This window comes from uncultured Rhodospira sp., from assembly GCF_937138205.1.
GTDB lineage: Bacteria > Pseudomonadota > Alphaproteobacteria > Rhodospirillales > Rhodospirillaceae > Rhodospira.
This window is the reverse complement of sequence record NZ_CAKZOT010000054.1, coordinates 18,012-35,519: the sequence shown is the minus strand read 5'-3', so window position 1 is coordinate 35,519 and position 17,508 is coordinate 18,012. Positions and strand designations below refer to the sequence as shown.

Annotated in this window: 11 protein-coding genes and 1 pseudogene; 8 read left to right on the top strand and 4 right to left on the bottom strand. The window is 67.5% G+C overall.

The window, feature by feature from the left end; translation table 11 throughout:
* Window positions 1-245: 245 nt before the first annotated feature.
* A complete protein-coding gene (locus Q0309_RS07135; RefSeq protein ID WP_299438955.1) occupies window positions 246-494 on the bottom strand; it encodes a hypothetical protein in 249 nt (82 codons plus the stop codon).
* Between the two features lie 381 nt (window positions 495-875).
* On the opposite strand from Q0309_RS07135, the gene Q0309_RS07130 reads away from it, so the two are divergent.
* The 3 genes from Q0309_RS07130 (at window position 876) to Q0309_RS07120 (ending at window position 6,834) form a co-directional block, all read left to right on the top strand.
* A complete protein-coding gene (locus Q0309_RS07130) occupies window positions 876-2,864 on the top strand; it encodes a methyl-accepting chemotaxis protein (RefSeq protein WP_299438953.1) in 1,989 nt (662 codons plus the stop codon).
* A gap of 362 nt (window positions 2,865-3,226) precedes the next feature.
* Window positions 3,227-5,110: a PAS domain S-box protein gene (locus Q0309_RS07125; RefSeq protein ID WP_299438951.1), complete on the top strand. Its 1,884-nt coding sequence runs from the start codon at window positions 3,227-3,229 to the stop codon at window positions 5,108-5,110.
* Window positions 5,111-5,301: 191 nt separating this feature from the next.
* Complete coding sequence (locus tag Q0309_RS07120; protein WP_299438949.1) at window positions 5,302-6,834, top strand: acyl-CoA carboxylase subunit beta; 1,533 nt, start codon at window positions 5,302-5,304, stop codon at window positions 6,832-6,834.
* A 1,290-nt stretch (window positions 6,835-8,124) separates the two neighbouring features.
* On the opposite strand, the gene Q0309_RS07115 is transcribed toward Q0309_RS07120, so the two are convergent.
* Complete coding sequence (locus tag Q0309_RS07115) at window positions 8,125-8,511, bottom strand: GxxExxY protein (protein WP_299438947.1); 387 nt, start codon at window positions 8,509-8,511, stop codon at window positions 8,125-8,127.
* Between the two features lie 133 nt (window positions 8,512-8,644).
* Between Q0309_RS07115 and Q0309_RS07110 the strand changes: the two genes are divergently transcribed.
* From Q0309_RS07110 to Q0309_RS07100, 3 genes and pseudogenes are all read left to right on the top strand, one after another.
* Window positions 8,645-10,630 (top strand): acetyl/propionyl/methylcrotonyl-CoA carboxylase subunit alpha, encoded by a 1,986-nt coding sequence (locus Q0309_RS07110; RefSeq protein WP_299438945.1) that lies wholly within the window; start codon window positions 8,645-8,647, stop codon window positions 10,628-10,630.
* Window positions 10,631-11,101: 471 nt separating this feature from the next.
* Complete coding sequence (gene katG / locus Q0309_RS07105; RefSeq protein WP_299438943.1) at window positions 11,102-13,297, top strand: catalase/peroxidase HPI; 2,196 nt, start codon at window positions 11,102-11,104, stop codon at window positions 13,295-13,297.
* A 187-nt stretch (window positions 13,298-13,484) separates the two neighbouring features.
* Window positions 13,485-13,622 (top strand): annotated as a pseudogene (locus tag Q0309_RS07100) (ATP-binding protein); the annotation flags it as partial.
* Window positions 13,623-13,631: 9 nt separating this feature from the next.
* Here Q0309_RS07100 and Q0309_RS18595 read toward each other — a convergent pair.
* Window positions 13,632-14,006 (bottom strand): type II toxin-antitoxin system RelE/ParE family toxin, encoded by a 375-nt coding sequence (locus Q0309_RS18595; RefSeq protein WP_366940574.1) that lies wholly within the window; start codon window positions 14,004-14,006, stop codon window positions 13,632-13,634.
* A gap of 3 nt (window positions 14,007-14,009) precedes the next feature.
* Window positions 14,010-14,300, bottom strand: a complete 291-nt coding sequence (locus Q0309_RS07095; RefSeq protein WP_299438941.1) for a hypothetical protein — start codon at window positions 14,298-14,300, stop codon at window positions 14,010-14,012.
* Window positions 14,301-14,431: 131 nt separating this feature from the next.
* Here Q0309_RS07095 and Q0309_RS07090 point away from each other — a divergent pair, with 131 nt between their 5' ends.
* Together Q0309_RS07090 and Q0309_RS07085 are read left to right on the top strand one after the other, a co-directional pair.
* On the top strand, window positions 14,432-15,991 hold the full coding sequence (locus Q0309_RS07090) for a YifB family Mg chelatase-like AAA ATPase (RefSeq protein WP_299438939.1): 1,560 nt from the start codon (window positions 14,432-14,434) through the stop codon (window positions 15,989-15,991).
* A gap of 146 nt (window positions 15,992-16,137) precedes the next feature.
* Entirely contained in the window at window positions 16,138-17,499 is a 1,362-nt protein-coding gene (locus Q0309_RS07085; protein WP_299438937.1) for a TrpB-like pyridoxal phosphate-dependent enzyme, read from the top strand.
* Window positions 17,500-17,508: the final 9 nt, after the last annotated feature.

Below are 17,508 nucleotides of genomic sequence, written 5' to 3'. Positions count from 1 at the left end.
GACGGCTGCGAACAGGACCATGACTCGTCATTGCGAACCCTCGTCGCAAGACGAGCTCGTAGGGTGCGTCTGACCGCCGCGAACGCGGCGGGCGACGCACCGCCTCGCGGCCGTCGCGGCCACCTGGTGCGTCGTCGGCGGCGTCGCCGCCTCCAGACGCACCCTACGACGGCTACGACGGCTGCGAACAGGACCATGACTCGTCATTGCGAACTTCGCTCGCGCTGAAGGGCAGCCCCGCCCGGTCAGTACTTGTCCTCGCCGAGCGTCATCACGCCCACGCCGATGGCGACGCCGCCGAAGGTGACGAACAACCCGGCGAACAGCAGCAGCAGGTTCAGTGCCCACTGCTCCGAGTTCAGGGCCAGGGTGCCGAGACCGCCGACATCGGTCCACAGCAGGCCGACGCCGAACACCACGGCCCCCGTCAGGCCGTAGGCGACGTGCCTGGCCACGAAGGCGATGGCGTTGCGTTCGTGCGGTGTCAGGGGCATGGCCGCGTCCTCCCTCGCGCCGGCGCGCACAGCCGCGCCGGCTCACCTCCAGCCTGGGCGCGTCGATCCCGGCCGCGCATTGATCTGGATCCCTTCCATATGGGGCCTGTCCCGCGCGCCGTCACCGCCGGGGCGACGGCCGCGCACGCCAACAGCCGGCCGGCGCCTGCGGTGTGCTTTCTCATGGCTGCGGCGCGTGGACACCGCTATCCTGTTGAAAGGGCTGCCGGGTCCGTGCACGGGCTGGGCGGCGGAGGGGTACGGTGGGCGCCGGGGGGCGCCAGGATCAATGGGCTCGACGGACGGGACCGTCCCGTGACGCGCGCGAACCGCGCGCCACAACGCACCCGTCGGGCCGGCGGAGGGGAAGAGGGCACGACCATGCGGATCAACGAACCCGTCACGAACAAGGAGATCGACTTTCCGCCCGATCGGTGCATCGTCTCGCGCACCGACCTGAAGGGCAAGATCACCTTCGTCAACGACGACTTCGTCACGATTTCCGGGTTCACCCGCGAGGAACTGATCGGCAGGCCGCACAATCTGATCCGGCATCCCGACATGCCGCCGGCCGCCTTCGCCGACATGTGGGCGACGATCCAGCGGGGGCTTCCGTGGGAGGGGCTGGTCAAGAACAGGGCCAAGAACGGCGATCACTACTGGGTGCGCGCCAACGTCACGCCCGAGCTCGAGAACGGCGCCGTGACCGGCTACGTCTCGGTGCGCACCAAGCCCAGCCGGGCGGACGTGGACGCCGCCGGGCGGTTGTACGCGGCCATCAACGCGGGCACGGCGGGGCGGACCATCGTGCGCGAGGGGCAGGTGATCGACGACTCGCTCGTCGGTCGCGTGGTGCGCTGGAGCCGCAGCGTCCGCAACCGCGCGGTGGTCGGGTTCGTCCTGGTGATGGCCGTGATGGCCGCGCAGGTCCTGGCGGTCCTGTCAGCCGCGCCCGGCGGGTCCCTGATGATGGTCTCGACCCTGCTTCTCGCCATGGCGGCGGTGGTCGCCCTGGTGTCCGTGATCGGGGTGTCCGCCGGGATCCGCAAGCCGCTCGACGAGATCCAGGGCCACCTGGATCGGTTCACGGTGCAGGACTTCGACGCCGTGGTCCGTCCGTCGCCCATCCAGGAATTCACCCGCGTCACGTTCCTTCTGAACGCGGTGCGCGCGCATCTGGCCTTCGCGCGGCAGGAGCAGGACGAACTGCAGCGGCAGGCCAAGCGTCAGCGAACGGAGGCGCTGAAGGCCATGGCCGACCATGTCGAAGCGGAATCGCGCGCCGCCGTGGACAAGGTCGCCCAGCACACCGACGCCATGCGCAATGATGCCGCGACCATGGCCACCGGCGCGCAGACGGTCTCGCACAATGCCGCCAGCGTCGCCGCCGCCTCGAACCAGGCCCTGGCCAGCGCCCAGACCGTGGCCGCGGCCGGCGAGGAACTCAACGCCTCGATCGCCGAAATCACGACCCAGGTCACCCGCGCGGCGGATGTCAGCCGCGTCGCCGTCGACCAGGGCGGCAAGACCAGCACGATCCTGGAGACGATGACCAAGGAGGTCGACCAGATCGCCGAGATCGCCGACCTGATCCAGGCCATTGCCTCCAAAACCAACCTGCTTGCGCTGAACGCCAGTATCGAGGCGGCCCGCGCGGGCGACGCCGGCAAGGGCTTCGCCGTGGTCGCCGAGGAGGTCAAGGGCCTCGCCAATCAGACGGCGGCGCTGACCCAGCGGATCACCGAGCAGATCCACGCCGTCAGCGCCGTGACCGGCGAGTCCGTGGAGTCGGTCCGTCAGATGGTGGAGAAGGTGGCGGACATCGATACCGTGGCGGCCTCGATCGCCGAGGCGATGCAGAACCAAGCCGAGGCCACGGCGGAGATCAGCCGAAGCGTCTGCGAGACCTCGGACGCCGCCCAGGAGGTCGCGCGCCAGATCGAGACGGTCTCGGCCGAAGCCCGCAGCACCGAGGAGAAGTCCCAGCAGCTGATGACGGCGTCGGCGGATGTGGCCGCCGCCGTGACGGCCCTGACGTCGGCGGTGGTCGAGGCCGTTCGCACGTCGACCGACGAGACCAACCGGCGCCGGCATGAGCGGATCCGGGTCTCGGCACGGGTGCTGGTGCGCGATACCGGCCGCACCGTGAACGCGCAGCTCCTGGACATATCGGCCGGCGGTGCGCGGCTCGGGGATGTCGGGTCGCTGCGCGTGGGGGCGCGGGTGTCGATCGCGGCGGAAACCTCGTCCGTGTCCTGGGATGGCCGTGTGGTCGACATCACCGAGGGTGGTGTGCATGTCGCCTTCGATCGGGAGTATGACATCGACGTCGCCCAGGTGCGCCGGGCCTCGCTGAGGAGCGTGGCGTAGCGGCCTGGGCGGCCGGCGGGTGTTGGGGGCCGTCTTTGGGGGGCGGTCTTGATCCTGCCAATCCTTTGGGTGATGGCCATCTCCCAAAACCCTTGCATGATTTTGACTGGCGTTGTCGCGCCCGTCCGGATACGGTCTTGCAACGAGGGAAGTGAAACGCTGGCCGCCCTTTCCTGGATCAAAGGGAAAGCAGCCAAACGTCATGGCCGACTCTATCGTCACCTGAGATGCACCTTTTCGTGCGGTGCGTCCCGGTGTCCACGTTTTATTGGGTCGAGATTGCGGTTGGTATCTCACTGCCGCCAAATGTCATGCCGCGATGGGTGGCGTGCCGACAGAAGGGATGTGGCGGAGTCGCTCGGATGGCGAACACTGAAACCCGCACGGAGAGCGATGCGACCAGCTTCAGGACCCTGGTCGACTCCCTCGAGGACGTGGTGGTCGTTGGAGCGACAGACGGCCGAATCCGCCACGTCAACGGCGCCGCCTGTCGGGTGCTCGGGTATGCACCCGAAGCCTGTCGGGCCATGCGGGTGCGCGATCTGCATCCCGACAGCCTTGGGACCGAGGTGGACGCGATCCTCACGGAGACGGTCGCCACCGGCCGGGTCGAGCACGCCTTGCCGCTGATCGCGGCCGACGGTCGCCGGATCCATGCCCGGGGCCGCACCTGGACAGCGGTGTGGGACGCCGAGCCCTGCATCGTCAACCTGTACAGAGACGTGACCGCCTCGGTCGAAGCCGAAACGTGGTTCGAGAGCCTGTTCCGCAACAATCCGGCCCCCATGGCGCTGACGTCCCTGGACGATCGCACCTTCCTGGATGTCAACGATGCCTTCCTGTCCGTCACCGGCTATGCGCGCGATGAGGTGATCGGGCGGACCAGCACCGACCTGAACCTTTTCCTCGATGGCGAAACCCAGGCGGCGGCGGCCAAGCAACTGCGCGCCCGGGGGACCATCGCGGCCACCGAACTGCGCCTGCGCCGCAAGGACGGGCAGATCCTCTCGGGGTTGTTCTACGGGGAGCTCGTCAAGACAAAGGCGCGCACTCTTGCCCTGACCGTCATGGTCGATATCACCGACCGCAGGCTCGCCGAGAACGCGCTGGCGCGGAGTGAGGAACGGCTCCGTCTGGCGCTCGACGCGGCGAATGACGGGATCTGGGATTGGGACATCGTGGCCGGCACGGGCCTGTGGAATGCCCGCTGCTATACGATGCTCGGCTATGAGGAAAACGCCTTTCCGGTGACCTTCCAGGCCTGGGTCGACCTGATGCACCCGGAGGATCGCGGGCCGGCGGCGGAGGCGATCGAACACAGCCTGAGGGCCGGCGAGTCCTTCGCGACGGAATTTCGGTTGCAGCGCCAGGACGGCACATGGCTGTGGGTGCTGGGGCGGGGCCGGCCGGTGGCCTGGACCGAGGCCGGCGAGCCGACGCGCATGGTGGGCACGAACACGGACATCGATGACCGGAAACGCCTGGAACAGTCGCTGATCCAGGCGCGCAACGAGGCCGAGGCGGCGAACCGGGCCAAGTCCGAGTTCCTGGCCAACATGAGCCATGAGCTGCGAACGCCACTCAACTCGATTATCGGATTCTCCTCGACCTTGCTGGAGCCTGCCCTGGCCGATCCTTCCGGGGCGCGCACGCCGGAGTACCTGCGGTTCATCAAGGGCGCCGGCGAGCACCTGCTCGACCTGATCAACGATGTCCTGGATCTGTCCGCCATCGAAGCCGACCAGGTCGTGCTGGTCGAAGGACCGATGGATGTCCGCGAGGTCTGCGACGCCTGCCTGACCATGGCGCGTCCCCTGGCGGACCGAGGGGGCGTGGCCGTCTCCGTCGACATTCCCGAGGCCACGCCGATGCTGCGCGCGGACGGCCGTCGCGTGCGCCAGATCCTCGCCAACCTGGTCTCCAACGCGGTGAAGTTCACGCGGGCCGGCGGAACCGTCAGCGTGTCGAGCCGCCTGGAGGATGACGGCGGCCTGTCGCTCGTGGTGACCGATACCGGCGTCGGTATCGAGCCTTCGGCGCTGGACGCGCTGATGACGCCCTTCGGGCAGGCCGAACCCGCGTATGTCCGTCGCACCGGTGGGGTGGGCCTTGGCCTGCCCCTGACCGCCCGTCTGATGGAGCTTCACGGCGGGACCCTGACCCTGGACAGCGCTCTGGATCAAGGGACGGCGGCCACGGTGACGTTTCCCGCTTGGCGGGTGCTCACGCCGCGCCCCGGCCGGTAGGCAGCCCAGCCGCCGTCCTGGTGAAGGCCCGGGAGAACAGACTTGCTCTTGCCGGTGCTGCGGCGCATCTATATTTCTTACTGCACCGCACAGTCATCGGCGGCGCGCGGCTCTGGCGCCGTCCGCCCAGCCGGCGGACGCCACCACGACCGCCACCGACGCCGCCTCTTCATCGACAGGGACCAGCGATCATGCACGACATCATCCGTCAGCTCGACGCCAAGCGAACCCAGGCGCGCCTGGGCGGCGGCCAGCGGCGCATCGACGCGCAGCACGGCCGGGGCAAGCTGACCGCGCGCGAACGCATCGACCTGCTGCTCGATCCGGACTCCTTCGAGGAGTGGGACATGTTCGTCGAGCACCGCTGCACGCAGTTCGGCATGGACGAGACGCGGGTGCCCGGCGACGGCGTGGTGACGGGAAGCGGCACGATCAACGGCCGGCTGGTGTTCGTGTTCAGCCAGGATTTCACGGTGTTCGGCGGCTCGCTGTCGATGGCGCACGCCGAAAAGATCTGCAAGATCATGGACAAGGCGATCCAGGTCGGCGCGCCGGTCATCGGCATCAACGATTCGGGCGGTGCCCGCATCCAGGAGGGCGTGGACAGCCTGGCCGGCTATGCCGACGTTTTCATGCGCAACGTGATGGGCTCCGGGGTCGTGCCGCAGATCTCCATGATCATGGGGCCGTGCGCGGGTGGCGCGGTGTACTCGCCGGCCATGACGGACTTCATCTTCATGGTCGAGGATTCCTCGAACATGTTCGTCACCGGCCCGGAGGTGGTGAAGACCGTCACCCACGAGGAGGTCACGTCCGAGGAACTGGGCGGGGCGCTGACCCACACCGGCAAGTCCGGCGTGGCCGACCTGTCCTTCGCCAACGATGTCGAGGCGCTGCTGGGCCTGCGCCGGTTCATGGACTTCCTGCCGGGCAGCAATCGCGACGAACCGCCGGTCAAGCCGACCGAGGATCCGTTCGACCGTCAGGAAATGTCCCTGGATACCCTGATCCCGGACAACCCGAACAAGCCATACGACATGAAGGAACTGATCGAGAAGGTCGTGGACGAGCACGACTTTTTCGAGATCGCGCCGCGCTACGCCCAGAACATCATCACCGGCTTCGCCCGCATGGAGGGGCGCACGGTGGGCATCGTCGCCAACCAGCCGATGGTGCTGGCCGGGTGCCTGGACATTGACAGCGCGCGCAAGGGCGGGCGATTCGTGCGCTTCTGCGATGCCTTCAACATCCCCATCATCACGTTCGTGGATGTGCCCGGCTTCCTGCCGGGCGTGTCGCAGGAATACGGCGGCATCATCAAGCACGGCGCCAAGCTGCTGTACGCCTATGCCGAGGCGACGGTGCCCAAGATCACGGTGATCACCCGCAAGGCGTACGGCGGGGCCTATGTGGTGATGGCGTCGAAGCACCTGCGCGGCGACATCAGCTACGCCTGGCCGTCGGCCGAGATCGCGGTGATGGGACCGAAGGGCGCGGTGGAGATCATCTTCCGCAAGGACCTGGATGATCCGGAGAAGATCGCCCAGCGCACCGAGGAATACCGCAGCCACTTCGCCAACCCGTTCGTGGCCGGCGCGCGCGGCTTCATCGATGACGTCATCATGCCGCACAACACCCGCAAACGGGTGTGCAAGGGCCTCGCCCTGCTGCGGGGCAAGGACGTGAAGAACCCCTGGCGCAAGCACGGCAATATTCCGTTGTAAGGGGGGGCAGGAGTCTGAATGGCGCGACGCCCGATGATTCATTTCACCACAGAGACACAAAGGACACAGAGCGGCCCGCGCCCGGCCGTGGCGGTCGGACTCGGCTGTGAGGATGGAACCGGGGATCTCATGGTGCGGTCGTTGCCGGGGCATGATGTCCCGGCGATGGGATGCCGCTCGCTCTGTGATCTCCGTGTCTCTGTGGTGCCTCTCACGGCCTCTGCGGAAGACTGCACCACAGAGACACGAAGGACACAGAGCGGCCTGCGCCCAGCCGGGGCGGTCGGACTCGGCCGTGAGGGTCGTACCTGGGATCTTGGGGTGCGGGCGTCGCAGGGTCATGATGTCCCGGCGATGGAAGGCCGCTCGCTCTGTGATCTCTGTGTCTCCGTGGTGAATTCTCGGTCTCTCGCGGAAACGTCCACCACAGAGACACAAAGGACACAGAGCGGCCCGCGTCCGGACGGGGCGGTCGGACTCAGCCGTGAGGGTCGTACCTGGGATCTTGGGGTGCGGGCGTCGCAGGGTCATGATGTCCCGGCGATGGAAGGCCGCTCGCTCTGTGATCTCTGTGTCTCCGTGGTGAATTCTCGGGGCCTCGCGGAAAAGACCACCACAGAGACACAAAGGACACAGAGCGGCCCGCGCCCAGCCGGGGCGAGCGGACGCGGCCGTGAGGATGGAACAGGGGATCTCATGGTGCGGTCGTTGCCGGGTCATGATGTCCCGGCGATGGGATGCCGCTCGCTCTGTGATCTCTGTGTCTCCGTGGTGAATCCTCGGTCCCTCGCGAAAAAGACCACCACAGAGACACAAAGGACACAGAGCGGCCCGCGCCCAGCCGGGGCGAGCGGACGCGGCCGTGAGGATGGAACAGGGGATCTCATGGTGCGGTCGTTGCCGGGTCATGATGTCCCGGCGATGGGATGCCGCTCGCTCTGTGATCTCTGTGTCTCCGTGGTGAATTCTCGGTCCCTCGCGGAAAAGACCACCACAGAGACACAAAGGACACAGAGCGGCCAGCACCCGGCCGTGGCGGTCGGATCCTGCCTTGAGGATGGACCCGGGGATCTCATGGTGCGGTCGTTGCCGGGGCATGATGTCCCGGCGATGGAAAGCCGCGCGCTCTGTGATCTCTGTGTCTCCGTGGTGAATTCTCGGTCCCTCGCGGAAAAGACCACCACAGAGACACAAAGGACACAGAGCGGCCCGCCCCCCGACGGGGCGGTCGGACGCGGCCGTGAGAGTGGGCTCAAGAATGATCTGGGATTTTCACGGTCGCCGTCGGCATCACAAGGCCAGCCGAGCAATGCCGTCGCGAATGAGATGGACGTTGAAGTTGATGAGCAGTCCAAGCCGTTGATCCATCAACTTCATGTACGTCAGAAGCTGGGCTTTGTGCACCTTCGCGATGGATTCGACCGCCTTGAGTTCCACGATCAACCGGTTCCCGACAAACAAATCGACCCGGAACCCGGTTTCCAGGCGCAGGCCATCATACCGGACGGGAACCTCAAGTTGGCGGACATAGGGCACACGCCGCTTGTCGAGTTCGTACGCGAGGCAGGTTTCATAAACCCCCTCCATCAGCCCCGGCCCCAGCGTCGAATGGACACGGAAGGCCGCGTCCACCACCTCGCCCGAGAGGTCGTTCAGGTCGGCGTCGATGGGGTCCATGGGCTTTCTCCTGATCGGTTGCGCCAGTACTTCCGCCACCATCAAATCATGAGTCGGCCGCGCGCGCCATGGGCGGATCGCCCACGGCTCGCGGCCTGATCGACCGTTCACCGACCGAGGACCAGGGCACGCCATGTTCAAGACAATCCTGATCGCAAACCGGGGCGAAATCGCCTGCCGCGTCATCAAGACCGCGCGCCGCATGGGAATCCGAACCGTGGCCGTGTACTCCGACGCGGACGCCGATGCCCTGCATACCCAGCTCGCCGACGAGCGCGTGCACATCGGGCCGGCGCCGTCGTCCGAGAGCTATCTGGTGATCGACCGTATCGTGCAGGCGTGCAAGGACACCGGCGCCGAGGCGGTTCACCCCGGCTACGGCTTTCTGTCGGAGAACAAGGCGTTCCAGCGCGCCCTGACCAAGGCCGGCATCGCCTTCATCGGCCCCGACGCCCACGCCATCGAGGCCATGGGCGACAAGATCACCTCCAAGAAGCTGGCACAGGAGGCCGGGGTCAACACCGTGCCCGGCTTCATGGGCATCATCGACGACCCTAAGGAGGCGGTGCGCATCGCCGAGGAGATCGGCTTTCCGGTGATGATCAAGGCCTCGGCCGGTGGTGGCGGCAAGGGGATGCGCGTGGCCCATGACGCCGCCTCAGCCCGCGAGGGGTTCGTCTCCGCCGCCAACGAGGCCCGCTCCAGCTTCGGCGATGATCGCGTGTTCATCGAGAAGTTCATTCAGCAGCCGCGCCACATCGAGATCCAGGTGCTGTCCGACGGTACCAACGCGATCCACATCGGCGAGCGCGAATGCTCCATCCAGCGTCGCCACCAGAAGGTGATCGAGGAGGCGCCGTCCCCCTTCCTGACGGAAGAGGTGCGCGCCGAGATGGGCGCCCAGGCGGTCGCCCTGGCCCAGGCCGTGGGCTACAAGAGCGCCGGCACGGTCGAGTTCATCGTCGACGCCGATCGCAACTTCTATTTCCTGGAGATGAACACCCGCCTTCAGGTCGAACACCCGGTGACGGAGATGGTCACCGGCCTTGACCTGGTGGAATGGATGATCCGCATCGCGGCGGGCGAGCCCCTGACGCTGACCCAGGACGACATCCGCTTCAAGGGCTGGGCGATCGAAAGCCGCATCTACGCCGAGGACCCGTTCCGCAACTTCCTGCCGTCCATCGGCCGCCTGACACGTTTCGTGCCGCCGGCGGAAGAGGACGGCCTGGTGCGCGTCGATACCGGCGTGATGGAAGGCGGCGAGATCAGCATGTTCTACGATCCGATGATCGCCAAGCTGATCGCCTACGGCGGCACGCGCGAACTGGCCATCCGCCACATGCGCCGGGCGCTGGATGCGTTCTACATCCGGGGCGTGTCGCACAACATCCCGTTCCTGGCCTCGGTCATGGGCAAGGAGCGCTTCGTCAAGGGTGAGCTGACCACCAACTTCATCCCCGAGGAGTACCCGGACGGCTTCCATCTCTCCGACCTGCCGCCGGAGGACCCGACCATCCTGGTCGCCGTCGCCGCCTGTGTGCACCGCAAGCACGTCGAGCGCGATGCCCGCATCAGCGGCCAAATGCCGGGCCACGAGAAAGGGGTGCGCGACGAGTGGGTGGTGCGGCTGGGCGACACCAACCACCCGGTCACGGTCACGCTGTTGGAGGACGGCTTCCGCGTCGTCGTGGACAACGAGCCCATGGTGGTCCGCACCGGCTGGCGGCTTGGCCAGTCGTTGTTCACGTGCGAGATCAACGGCCATCCGGAATCGGTGCAGATCGACCGCGAGGGCGTGAGCTACCGGCTGTTCCACGCCGGGGCCAGCGACCGCGCGGTGGTGATGACCGCCGAGGCCGCGCGCTATGCCGCCCTGATGCCGAAGAAGCAGCCGCCGGACCTGTCGAAGTTCCTGCTGTCGCCGATGCCCGGGTTGCTGGTGTCGGTGGCCGTCGAGCCGGGCCAGGAGGTCAAGAGCGGCGAAGCCCTGGCCGTCGTCGAGGCCATGAAGATGGAGAACATCCTGCGCTCCGAGGTCGACGGCACAGTCGCCAAAGTGCACGCCCAGCCGGGCGACAGCCTGTCGGTGGATCAGGTGATCCTGGAATTCGCGTGAGCCCGGCAGGGGGGCAGAGTCTGTTCGGGGTTGGCGCCTAAAGACTGCCCTGCGATCTTCGTGCTCTTTATGCGGGCGCAGAGGCCGGCGATGCTTTCGTTCGAGACCGCGAATTCTTTCGTCGTTTTTGATCGAACTTCACGATGAGTGACGCCCCCGTGTCGGCCGGCGCGGGGGCGCTCGCTCGGCGCGACTGGTCCCCGCTTGCGCCGTCTCCGACCTGAAGAGTCATTTCCCGACAGCCTGTTAGCGACGACCAGGAGGGGGCGGACCGAATCGTCTGACCGCGTCTGTTCGGTTGCCCGAGCCGGTCCGCGTCTGTGACACGGCTCGCTGTCCGCGTCGGCGGACCGCTCCATTGTGCGAGGTAGAACGAATATAAACTGGCCATAAGGCATACCCCGCCGTACCGTCTTGCAGGTCCGGCCGGCGGACCACGTTGCAACCCCTCACAGCACGATCGGAGAGGACATGGACGGCGAAAGCAAATGCCCGGTGACGGGCGGGTCGGGCGGCCACACGGTGGCCGGAACCCGGTCGAACGCGTACTGGTGGCCCAATCAGCTCAATCTGAGCATTCTTCATCAGCATCCGCCCGCGTCCAATCCCATGGACAAGGACTTCAGCTATGCCGAGGCGTTCAAGAGCCTCGACTATGACGCCATGAAGAAGGACCTCCATGCCCTGATGACCGAGTCCCAGGACTGGTGGCCGGCCGACTACGGCCACTACGGCGGCCTGTTCATTCGCATGGCGTGGCACGTCGCCGGCACCTACCGCACGGCCGACGGCCGGGGCGGCGCCGGGACCGGCAACCAGCGTTTCGCACCGGTCAACAGCTGGCCCGATAACGCAAACCTGGACAAGGCGCGGCGCTTGTTGTGGCCCATCAAGCAGAAGTACGGAGACAAGCTCTCCTGGGCCGACCTGTACATCCTGGCCGGCAACGTCGCCCTGGAATCGATGGGCCTCAAGACCTTCGGCTTCGGTGGCGGCCGCGAGGACATCTGGGCGCCCGAGGAGGACATCTACTGGGGCTCCGAGTCCGAATGGCTGGGCGACAACCGCTACAGCGGCGACCGCGAGCTCGAAAACCCCCTCGCCGCCGTGCAGATGGGCCTGATCTACGTCAACCCGGAAGGCCCGAACAGCGAGCCGGATCCGGTCGCCTCGGGCCGCGACATCCGCGAGACCTTCGCCCGCATGGCCATGAACGACGAGGAAACCGTCGCGCTCACCGCCGGCGGCCACACCTTCGGCAAGTGCCACGGCGCGGGTGATGCCGCCCAGGTCGGGCCGGAGCCGGAGGCCGCCGGTCTGGAACAGATGGGCCTGGGCTGGATCTGCGGTCACGGCAGCGGCAAGGGCGACGACACCATCACCAGCGGCCTGGAGGGCGCCTGGACGCCGAACCCGATCAAGTGGGACAATGGCTACTTCGACATGCTGTTCGGCTACGAGTGGGAGTTGACCAAGAGCCCCGCCGGCGCCTGGCAGTGGCAGCCGAAGGACGTCAAGGACGAGGACCTGGCGCCGGCCGCGCACGATCCGTCGAAGCGGGTGCCGACCATGATGACCACCGCCGACATGGCGATGAAGATGGACCCGATCTACGAGCCGATCTCGCGCCGCTTCCACCAGAACCCCGATCAGTTCGCCGACGCCTTCGCCCGCGCGTGGTTCAAGCTGACCCACCGCGACATGGGACCGCGCGCCCGCTATCTCGGCCCCGAGGTGCCGGATGAAGACCTGATCTGGCAGGATCCGGTGCCCGCCGTCGACCACGACCTGATCGACGGGCGGGACATCGCCGACCTGAAGGGCAAGATCCTGGCCTCCGGCCTGTCCATTCCCGAACTGGTCTCGACCGCCTGGGCCTCGGCCTCGACCTTCCGCGGGTCCGACAAGCGGGGCGGGGCCAACGGCGCGCGCCTCCGGCTGGCGCCGCAAAAGGACTGGGAGGTCAACCAGCCCGCGCAGTTGCAGAAGGTGCTGGGCGTTCTGGAGGGCATCCAGTCGGACTTCAACGCCGCCCAGTCCGGCAACAAGAAGGTCTCGCTCGCCGACCTGATCGTCCTCGGCGGCTGCGCGGCGGTCGAGCAGGCGGCCAAGGCGGCCGGCCACACCGTGGAGGTTCCCTTCACACCCGGCCGGACCGACGCCTCGCAGGAGCAGACGGACACCGACTCCTTCGCGGTGCTGGAGCCGGAGGCGGACGGCTTCCGCAACTACGAAAAGGCCAAGTACACCGTCTCGCCCGAGGAATTGCTGATCGACAAGGCGCAACTGCTGACGTTGACGGCGCCGGAGATGACGGTCCTGGTCGGCGGCCTGCGGGTGCTGAACGCGAATTATGTGGGCTCGCCGCACGGCGTGTTCACGACGCGGCCGGAGACGCTGACCACCGACTTCTTCGTCACCCTGACCGACATGGGCATCGCCTGGACGCCCACCACGCCGGACAAGGAGGTGTTCGAGGGTCGTGATCGGGCGACCGGCGAGGTCAAGTGGACCGGCACGCGGGTCGATCTCGTGTTCGGATCGCACTCGCAGTTGCGCGCGCTGGCCGAGGTCTACGCCCAGGCGGACAACGGCGAGAAGTTCGTGCGCGACTTCGTGGCGGCGTGGACCAAGGTGATGAACGCCGACCGCTTCGATCTGGCCTGATCGGGTTGCGAGGCGTCACACGAAGCGGCGGTGGGGTGACCCACCGCCGTCTTCGTGTGCGGGCTCTTCTATATGCCAGCGGTATGCATTTTGCGCTCTGGATACTGTATCCACAAAAAAACGTGTACCGCCCCGCCCGGCTCGCGTTTTATGATGGCGGCGCCACGAACTGCCCGCCGTCCCGCCCATGGTCGCCCGCGTTCATACCGTCGCCTTTTCCGGCATCGAGGTCCTGGACGTGCAGGTGCAGGTCTCGCTGACCGGCGGGCTGCCGGCGTTCACCATCGTCGGCCTGCCCGACAAGGCGGTGGCGGAAAGCCGCGAGCGGGTGAAGTCACTGCCCGTTGGGACTGCTGTCACCGTCGGAAAGCCCGCGCCGTGCGTCAAGGACGTGGTACTGGAGGTCCTGGCCGAGAGCCTCAACCAAGCCCTCGACATCACGGCGCGTGTGTATAAGGGTTACGATGATGACGCTGCCCCGAAACGTCTCATACAAAATGAAATGCTGGTTTCGGCGAATCATTAGATACGGCTCGCACCTCTGTCGGCGCGGCCGACCGATGCGCGGGTCCTCGGCGATTCTTGCAAACGCCTCGTAAAGGTCCGAGACATAACGCCTCGCAACAGTCTCGCCCCAACGCGCCAACGAGGTCTTGAAGATCTCGTCGAGATCCAAAATGGCACGTTCTGTCAGTCGGTACCCGGGCACTCATCAACGCCAGTGCGCTTTGCGCTCTGCATACCGCGCCATGTCGTCCTCGAACCGCCCCGTTGATTCGAAGTGGCGGCCGGCGACGATGTCGTCGTACCCGGCACGAACGCGGCGGCGGACGGACTCGATGTCCTCGTCGGGACATGCGCCAGTTTCACCGTCGTCGGCCTGGAGGCGGTCGCGCAGGAGCGTCAGCGCACGCGTAACGGCCTCCTCCTGGGAGGCTGCTCCGCCATGCGCCAGCACATCGCGCACCAGCGCCTGTTGTTCGGGTGTGAGCGTCTGCGTCATATGTGCACCGTATCACGGTTCGCATGGCCGTGACATCCAGCGCTGAAAGCTGTGTCCACAAAAAACGTGTACCGCCCGGCCCGGCTCGCGCTTTATGATCGGGCCGCCCTGAACTGCCCGTTGTCCCGCCCATGGTCGCCCGCGTTCATACCGTCGCCTTTTCCGGCATCGAGGTCCTGGACGTGCAGGTGCAGGTCTCGCTGACCGGCGGCCTGCCGGCGTTCACCATCGTTGGCCTGCCCGACAAGGCGGTGGCGGAAAGCCGCGAGCGGGTGCGCGCCGCGCTGACCGCCATCGGCCTCGCCCTGCCGCCCAAGCGCATCATCGTCAACCTGGCGCCGGCCGACCTGCAGAAGGAGGGCAGCCACTACGACCTGCCGGTGGCCTGCGGCCTGCTGACGGCCATGGGTGTGCTGCCCGTCGAGGAGATGGACGGCTTCGTCATCCTGGGCGAACTGGGCCTGGACGGGTCCCTGGCCTCGGTGGCCGGCGTGCTGCCGGCGGCGCTGTCGGCGGTGCGCGCGGAAAAGGGCCTGATCTGCCCCGGTCCGCAAGGCGGCGAGGCGGCCTGGGCCGGGGATGTCTCGGTGCTGGCGCCGGGCGGGCTGCTGGAACTCATCAACCACTTCAAGGGCAGCCAGACGCTCGGCCGGCCGCGCCCGGAGGCGCGCGCGGACGATGGTCCGAAGCTGGACCTCGCCGACGTCAAGGGCCAGGAGAGCGCGCGTCGCGCCCTGGAGATCGCCGCCGCCGGCGGTCACAACCTGTTGATGACCGGGCCGCCCGGCGCCGGGAAGTCCATGCTGGCGGCGCGGTTGCCGGGGCTGCTGCCGCCGCTGGCGCCGGACGAGGCGCTGGAGGTGTCCATGATCCACTCGGTCGCCGGGCATCTGAGCGAAGGCCGCCTGATCACCCGGCGGCCGTTCCGCGACCCGCACCACTCGGCCAGTATGCCGGCGCTGGTGGGCGGCGGTCTGCGGGCGCGGCCGGGCGAGATCAGTCTGGCCCACAACGGCGTGCTGTTCCTGGACGAGTTGCCGGAGTTCTCCCGGCCCGCGCTGGAGGCGTTGCGCCAGCCGCTGGAGACCGGACGGGTCAGCATCGCCCGCGCCAACGGCCACGTCACCTATCCGGCGCGGGTGCAGCTTGTGGCGGCCATGAACCCGTGCAAGTGCGGTTATCTCGACGACCCGGCGCTGGCCTGCAACAAGGCGCCCGGCTGCGGCCAGGAGTACCGCAACCGCCTGTCCGGGCCGCTGCTGGACCGCATCGACCTGCATGTGACGGTGCCGCCTGTCGACCCCTTCGCCATGGGCGGGGCGAAGCCGGCGGAACCGACCGCTTCGGTGGCGGCGCGGGTGCGGGCGGCGCGCGAGGCGCAGATGGAGCGCGCCAACGGCAAGGGCACGCGGGTCAACGCCCTGCTCGCCGGCGAGGCCCTGGAACGCATCGCCGGCCCCGACGGTCCCGGCCGCGACCTGATGGCCGAGGCGGCGGAGCGCCTGCGCCTCTCCGCGCGGGCCTATCACCGCCTGCTGCGCGTGGCGCGCACCCTGGCCGACCTGGACGGTCGCGACGGGGTGGGGCGGGTGCACGTGGCCGAGGCGCTCAGCTATCGGCAGATCAACCTGGCCGGCGCCGGTTCGACCGCCGTGGAGGAGACGGGCGGCCGACGGCGGGGACGGGGATGAGGCCGGACGAAAGGGCGCCGGGCATTTGATAGGCGGCGCGGCCGGGCACGGCTTCCCCTTTGCATCGGCGGGCCGGGCGGTTAGAACGGACCGCCGGACCGGACAGTGCGGTCCGATGGCCCGTATCCGAGGGGGAGCCCGCCGCGATGAGCGACACGACCAAGTACCTGCTGACCGAAGACCGCCTGCCCAAGGCCTGGTACAACCTGGCCGCCGACCTGCCCGGTCCGGTGCCGCCGCCGATCCATCCCGGCACCGGCCAGCCGATGGGGCCGGGCGATCTGGCGCCGCTGTTCCCCATGGGCGTGCTGGAGCAGGAGGTCAGTCAGGAGCGCTGGATCGACATCCCCGAACCGGTGCGCGAGGTCTATCGCCTGTGGCGGCCGTCGCCCCTGGTCCGCGCGCGGCGCCTGGAAAAGGCCCTGGATACGCCGGCCAAGATCTTCTTCAAGTACGAGGGCGTCAGCCCGGCCGGCAGCCACAAGCCCAATACCGCCGTCGCCCAGGCGTTTTATAACCAACAGGAAGGTGTCACCAAGCTGTCGACCGAGACCGGCGCCGGGCAGTGGGGCAGCTCGCTTGCGTTCGCGGGCAGCCTGTTCGGCGTGACGGTCGAAGTCTACATGGTGCGCATCTCGTACAACCAGAAGCCCTACCGCCGGGCGCTGATGGAGACCTACGGCGCCACCTGCATCCCCAGCCCGTCGCCGAACACGGCGGCCGGCCGCGCCATCCTGGAGCAGAACCCGGACTCGAACGGCTCGCTGGGCATCGCCATCTCCGAGGCGGTCGAGATCGCCGCCACGCGCGACGATACCAAGTACGCCCTGGGCAGTGTGCTCAATCACGTCTGCCTGCACCAGACGGTGATCGGCGAGGAGGCCATGCTGCAGATGGAGATGGCCGACGCCGAGCCGGACATCGTCATCGGCTGCGTCGGCGGCGGCTCCAACTTCGCCGGGCTGGCCTTCCCGTACATGCGCGAGAAGATCAAGGGCAAGGCGATCCGTTGCATCGGTGTGGAGCCGACCTCGTGCCCGACCCTGACCAAGGGGGCGATGGCCTACGACTTCGGCGACACCGGCAAGTTGACCCCGCTGATGAAGATGCACACCCTGGGCTCCGGCTTCATGCCGCCCGGGACGCACGCTGGCGGCCTGCGCTATCACGGCATGGCGCCGATGGTCAGCGCGGCGATGGAGCACGGCCTGATGGAGGCACGGGCCTACCAGCAGACCGAATGCTTCGCCGCCGCCGTGCAGTTCGCCCGCCACGAGGGCATCGTGCCGGCGCCGGAATCGTCGCACGCGGTCAAGGCCACGGTCGACGAGGCGCTGCGCTGCAAGGCCGAGGGCAAGGCCGAGACCATCCTGTTCAACCTGTCCGGGCACGGCCACTTCGACATGCAGGCGTACACCGACTACTTCGCCGGCAAGATGACCGATACGCCGTTCGACGACGCCGCATTGCAGGCCTCGCTGGCGGAGTTGCCCAAGGTGGCGGTCTGACGATCGGAG

Excerpts from the sequence above, each read along its gene's own strand:
- Q0309_RS07095 (WP_299438941.1), bottom strand. The coding sequence starts at position 14,300 with ATGACGCAGACGCTCACACCCGAACAACAGGCGCTGGTGCGCGATGTG.
- Q0309_RS07125 (WP_299438951.1), top strand. The coding sequence starts at position 3,227 with ATGGCGAACACTGAAACCCGCACGGAGAGCGATGCGACCAGCTTCAGG.
- Q0309_RS07120 (WP_299438949.1), top strand. The coding sequence starts at position 5,302 with ATGCACGACATCATCCGTCAGCTCGACGCCAAGCGAACCCAGGCGCGC.
- Q0309_RS07110 (WP_299438945.1), top strand. The coding sequence starts at position 8,645 with ATGTTCAAGACAATCCTGATCGCAAACCGGGGCGAAATCGCCTGCCGC.
- Q0309_RS07085 (WP_299438937.1), top strand. The coding sequence starts at position 16,138 with ATGAGCGACACGACCAAGTACCTGCTGACCGAAGACCGCCTGCCCAAG.
- Q0309_RS07135 (WP_299438955.1), bottom strand. The coding sequence starts at position 494 with ATGCCCCTGACACCGCACGAACGCAACGCCATCGCCTTCGTGGCCAGG.
- Q0309_RS07115 (WP_299438947.1), bottom strand. The coding sequence starts at position 8,511 with ATGGACCCCATCGACGCCGACCTGAACGACCTCTCGGGCGAGGTGGTG.
- katG (WP_299438943.1), top strand. The coding sequence starts at position 11,102 with ATGGACGGCGAAAGCAAATGCCCGGTGACGGGCGGGTCGGGCGGCCAC.
- Q0309_RS07090 (WP_299438939.1), top strand. The coding sequence starts at position 14,432 with ATGGTCGCCCGCGTTCATACCGTCGCCTTTTCCGGCATCGAGGTCCTG.
- Q0309_RS07130 (WP_299438953.1), top strand. The coding sequence starts at position 876 with ATGCGGATCAACGAACCCGTCACGAACAAGGAGATCGACTTTCCGCCC.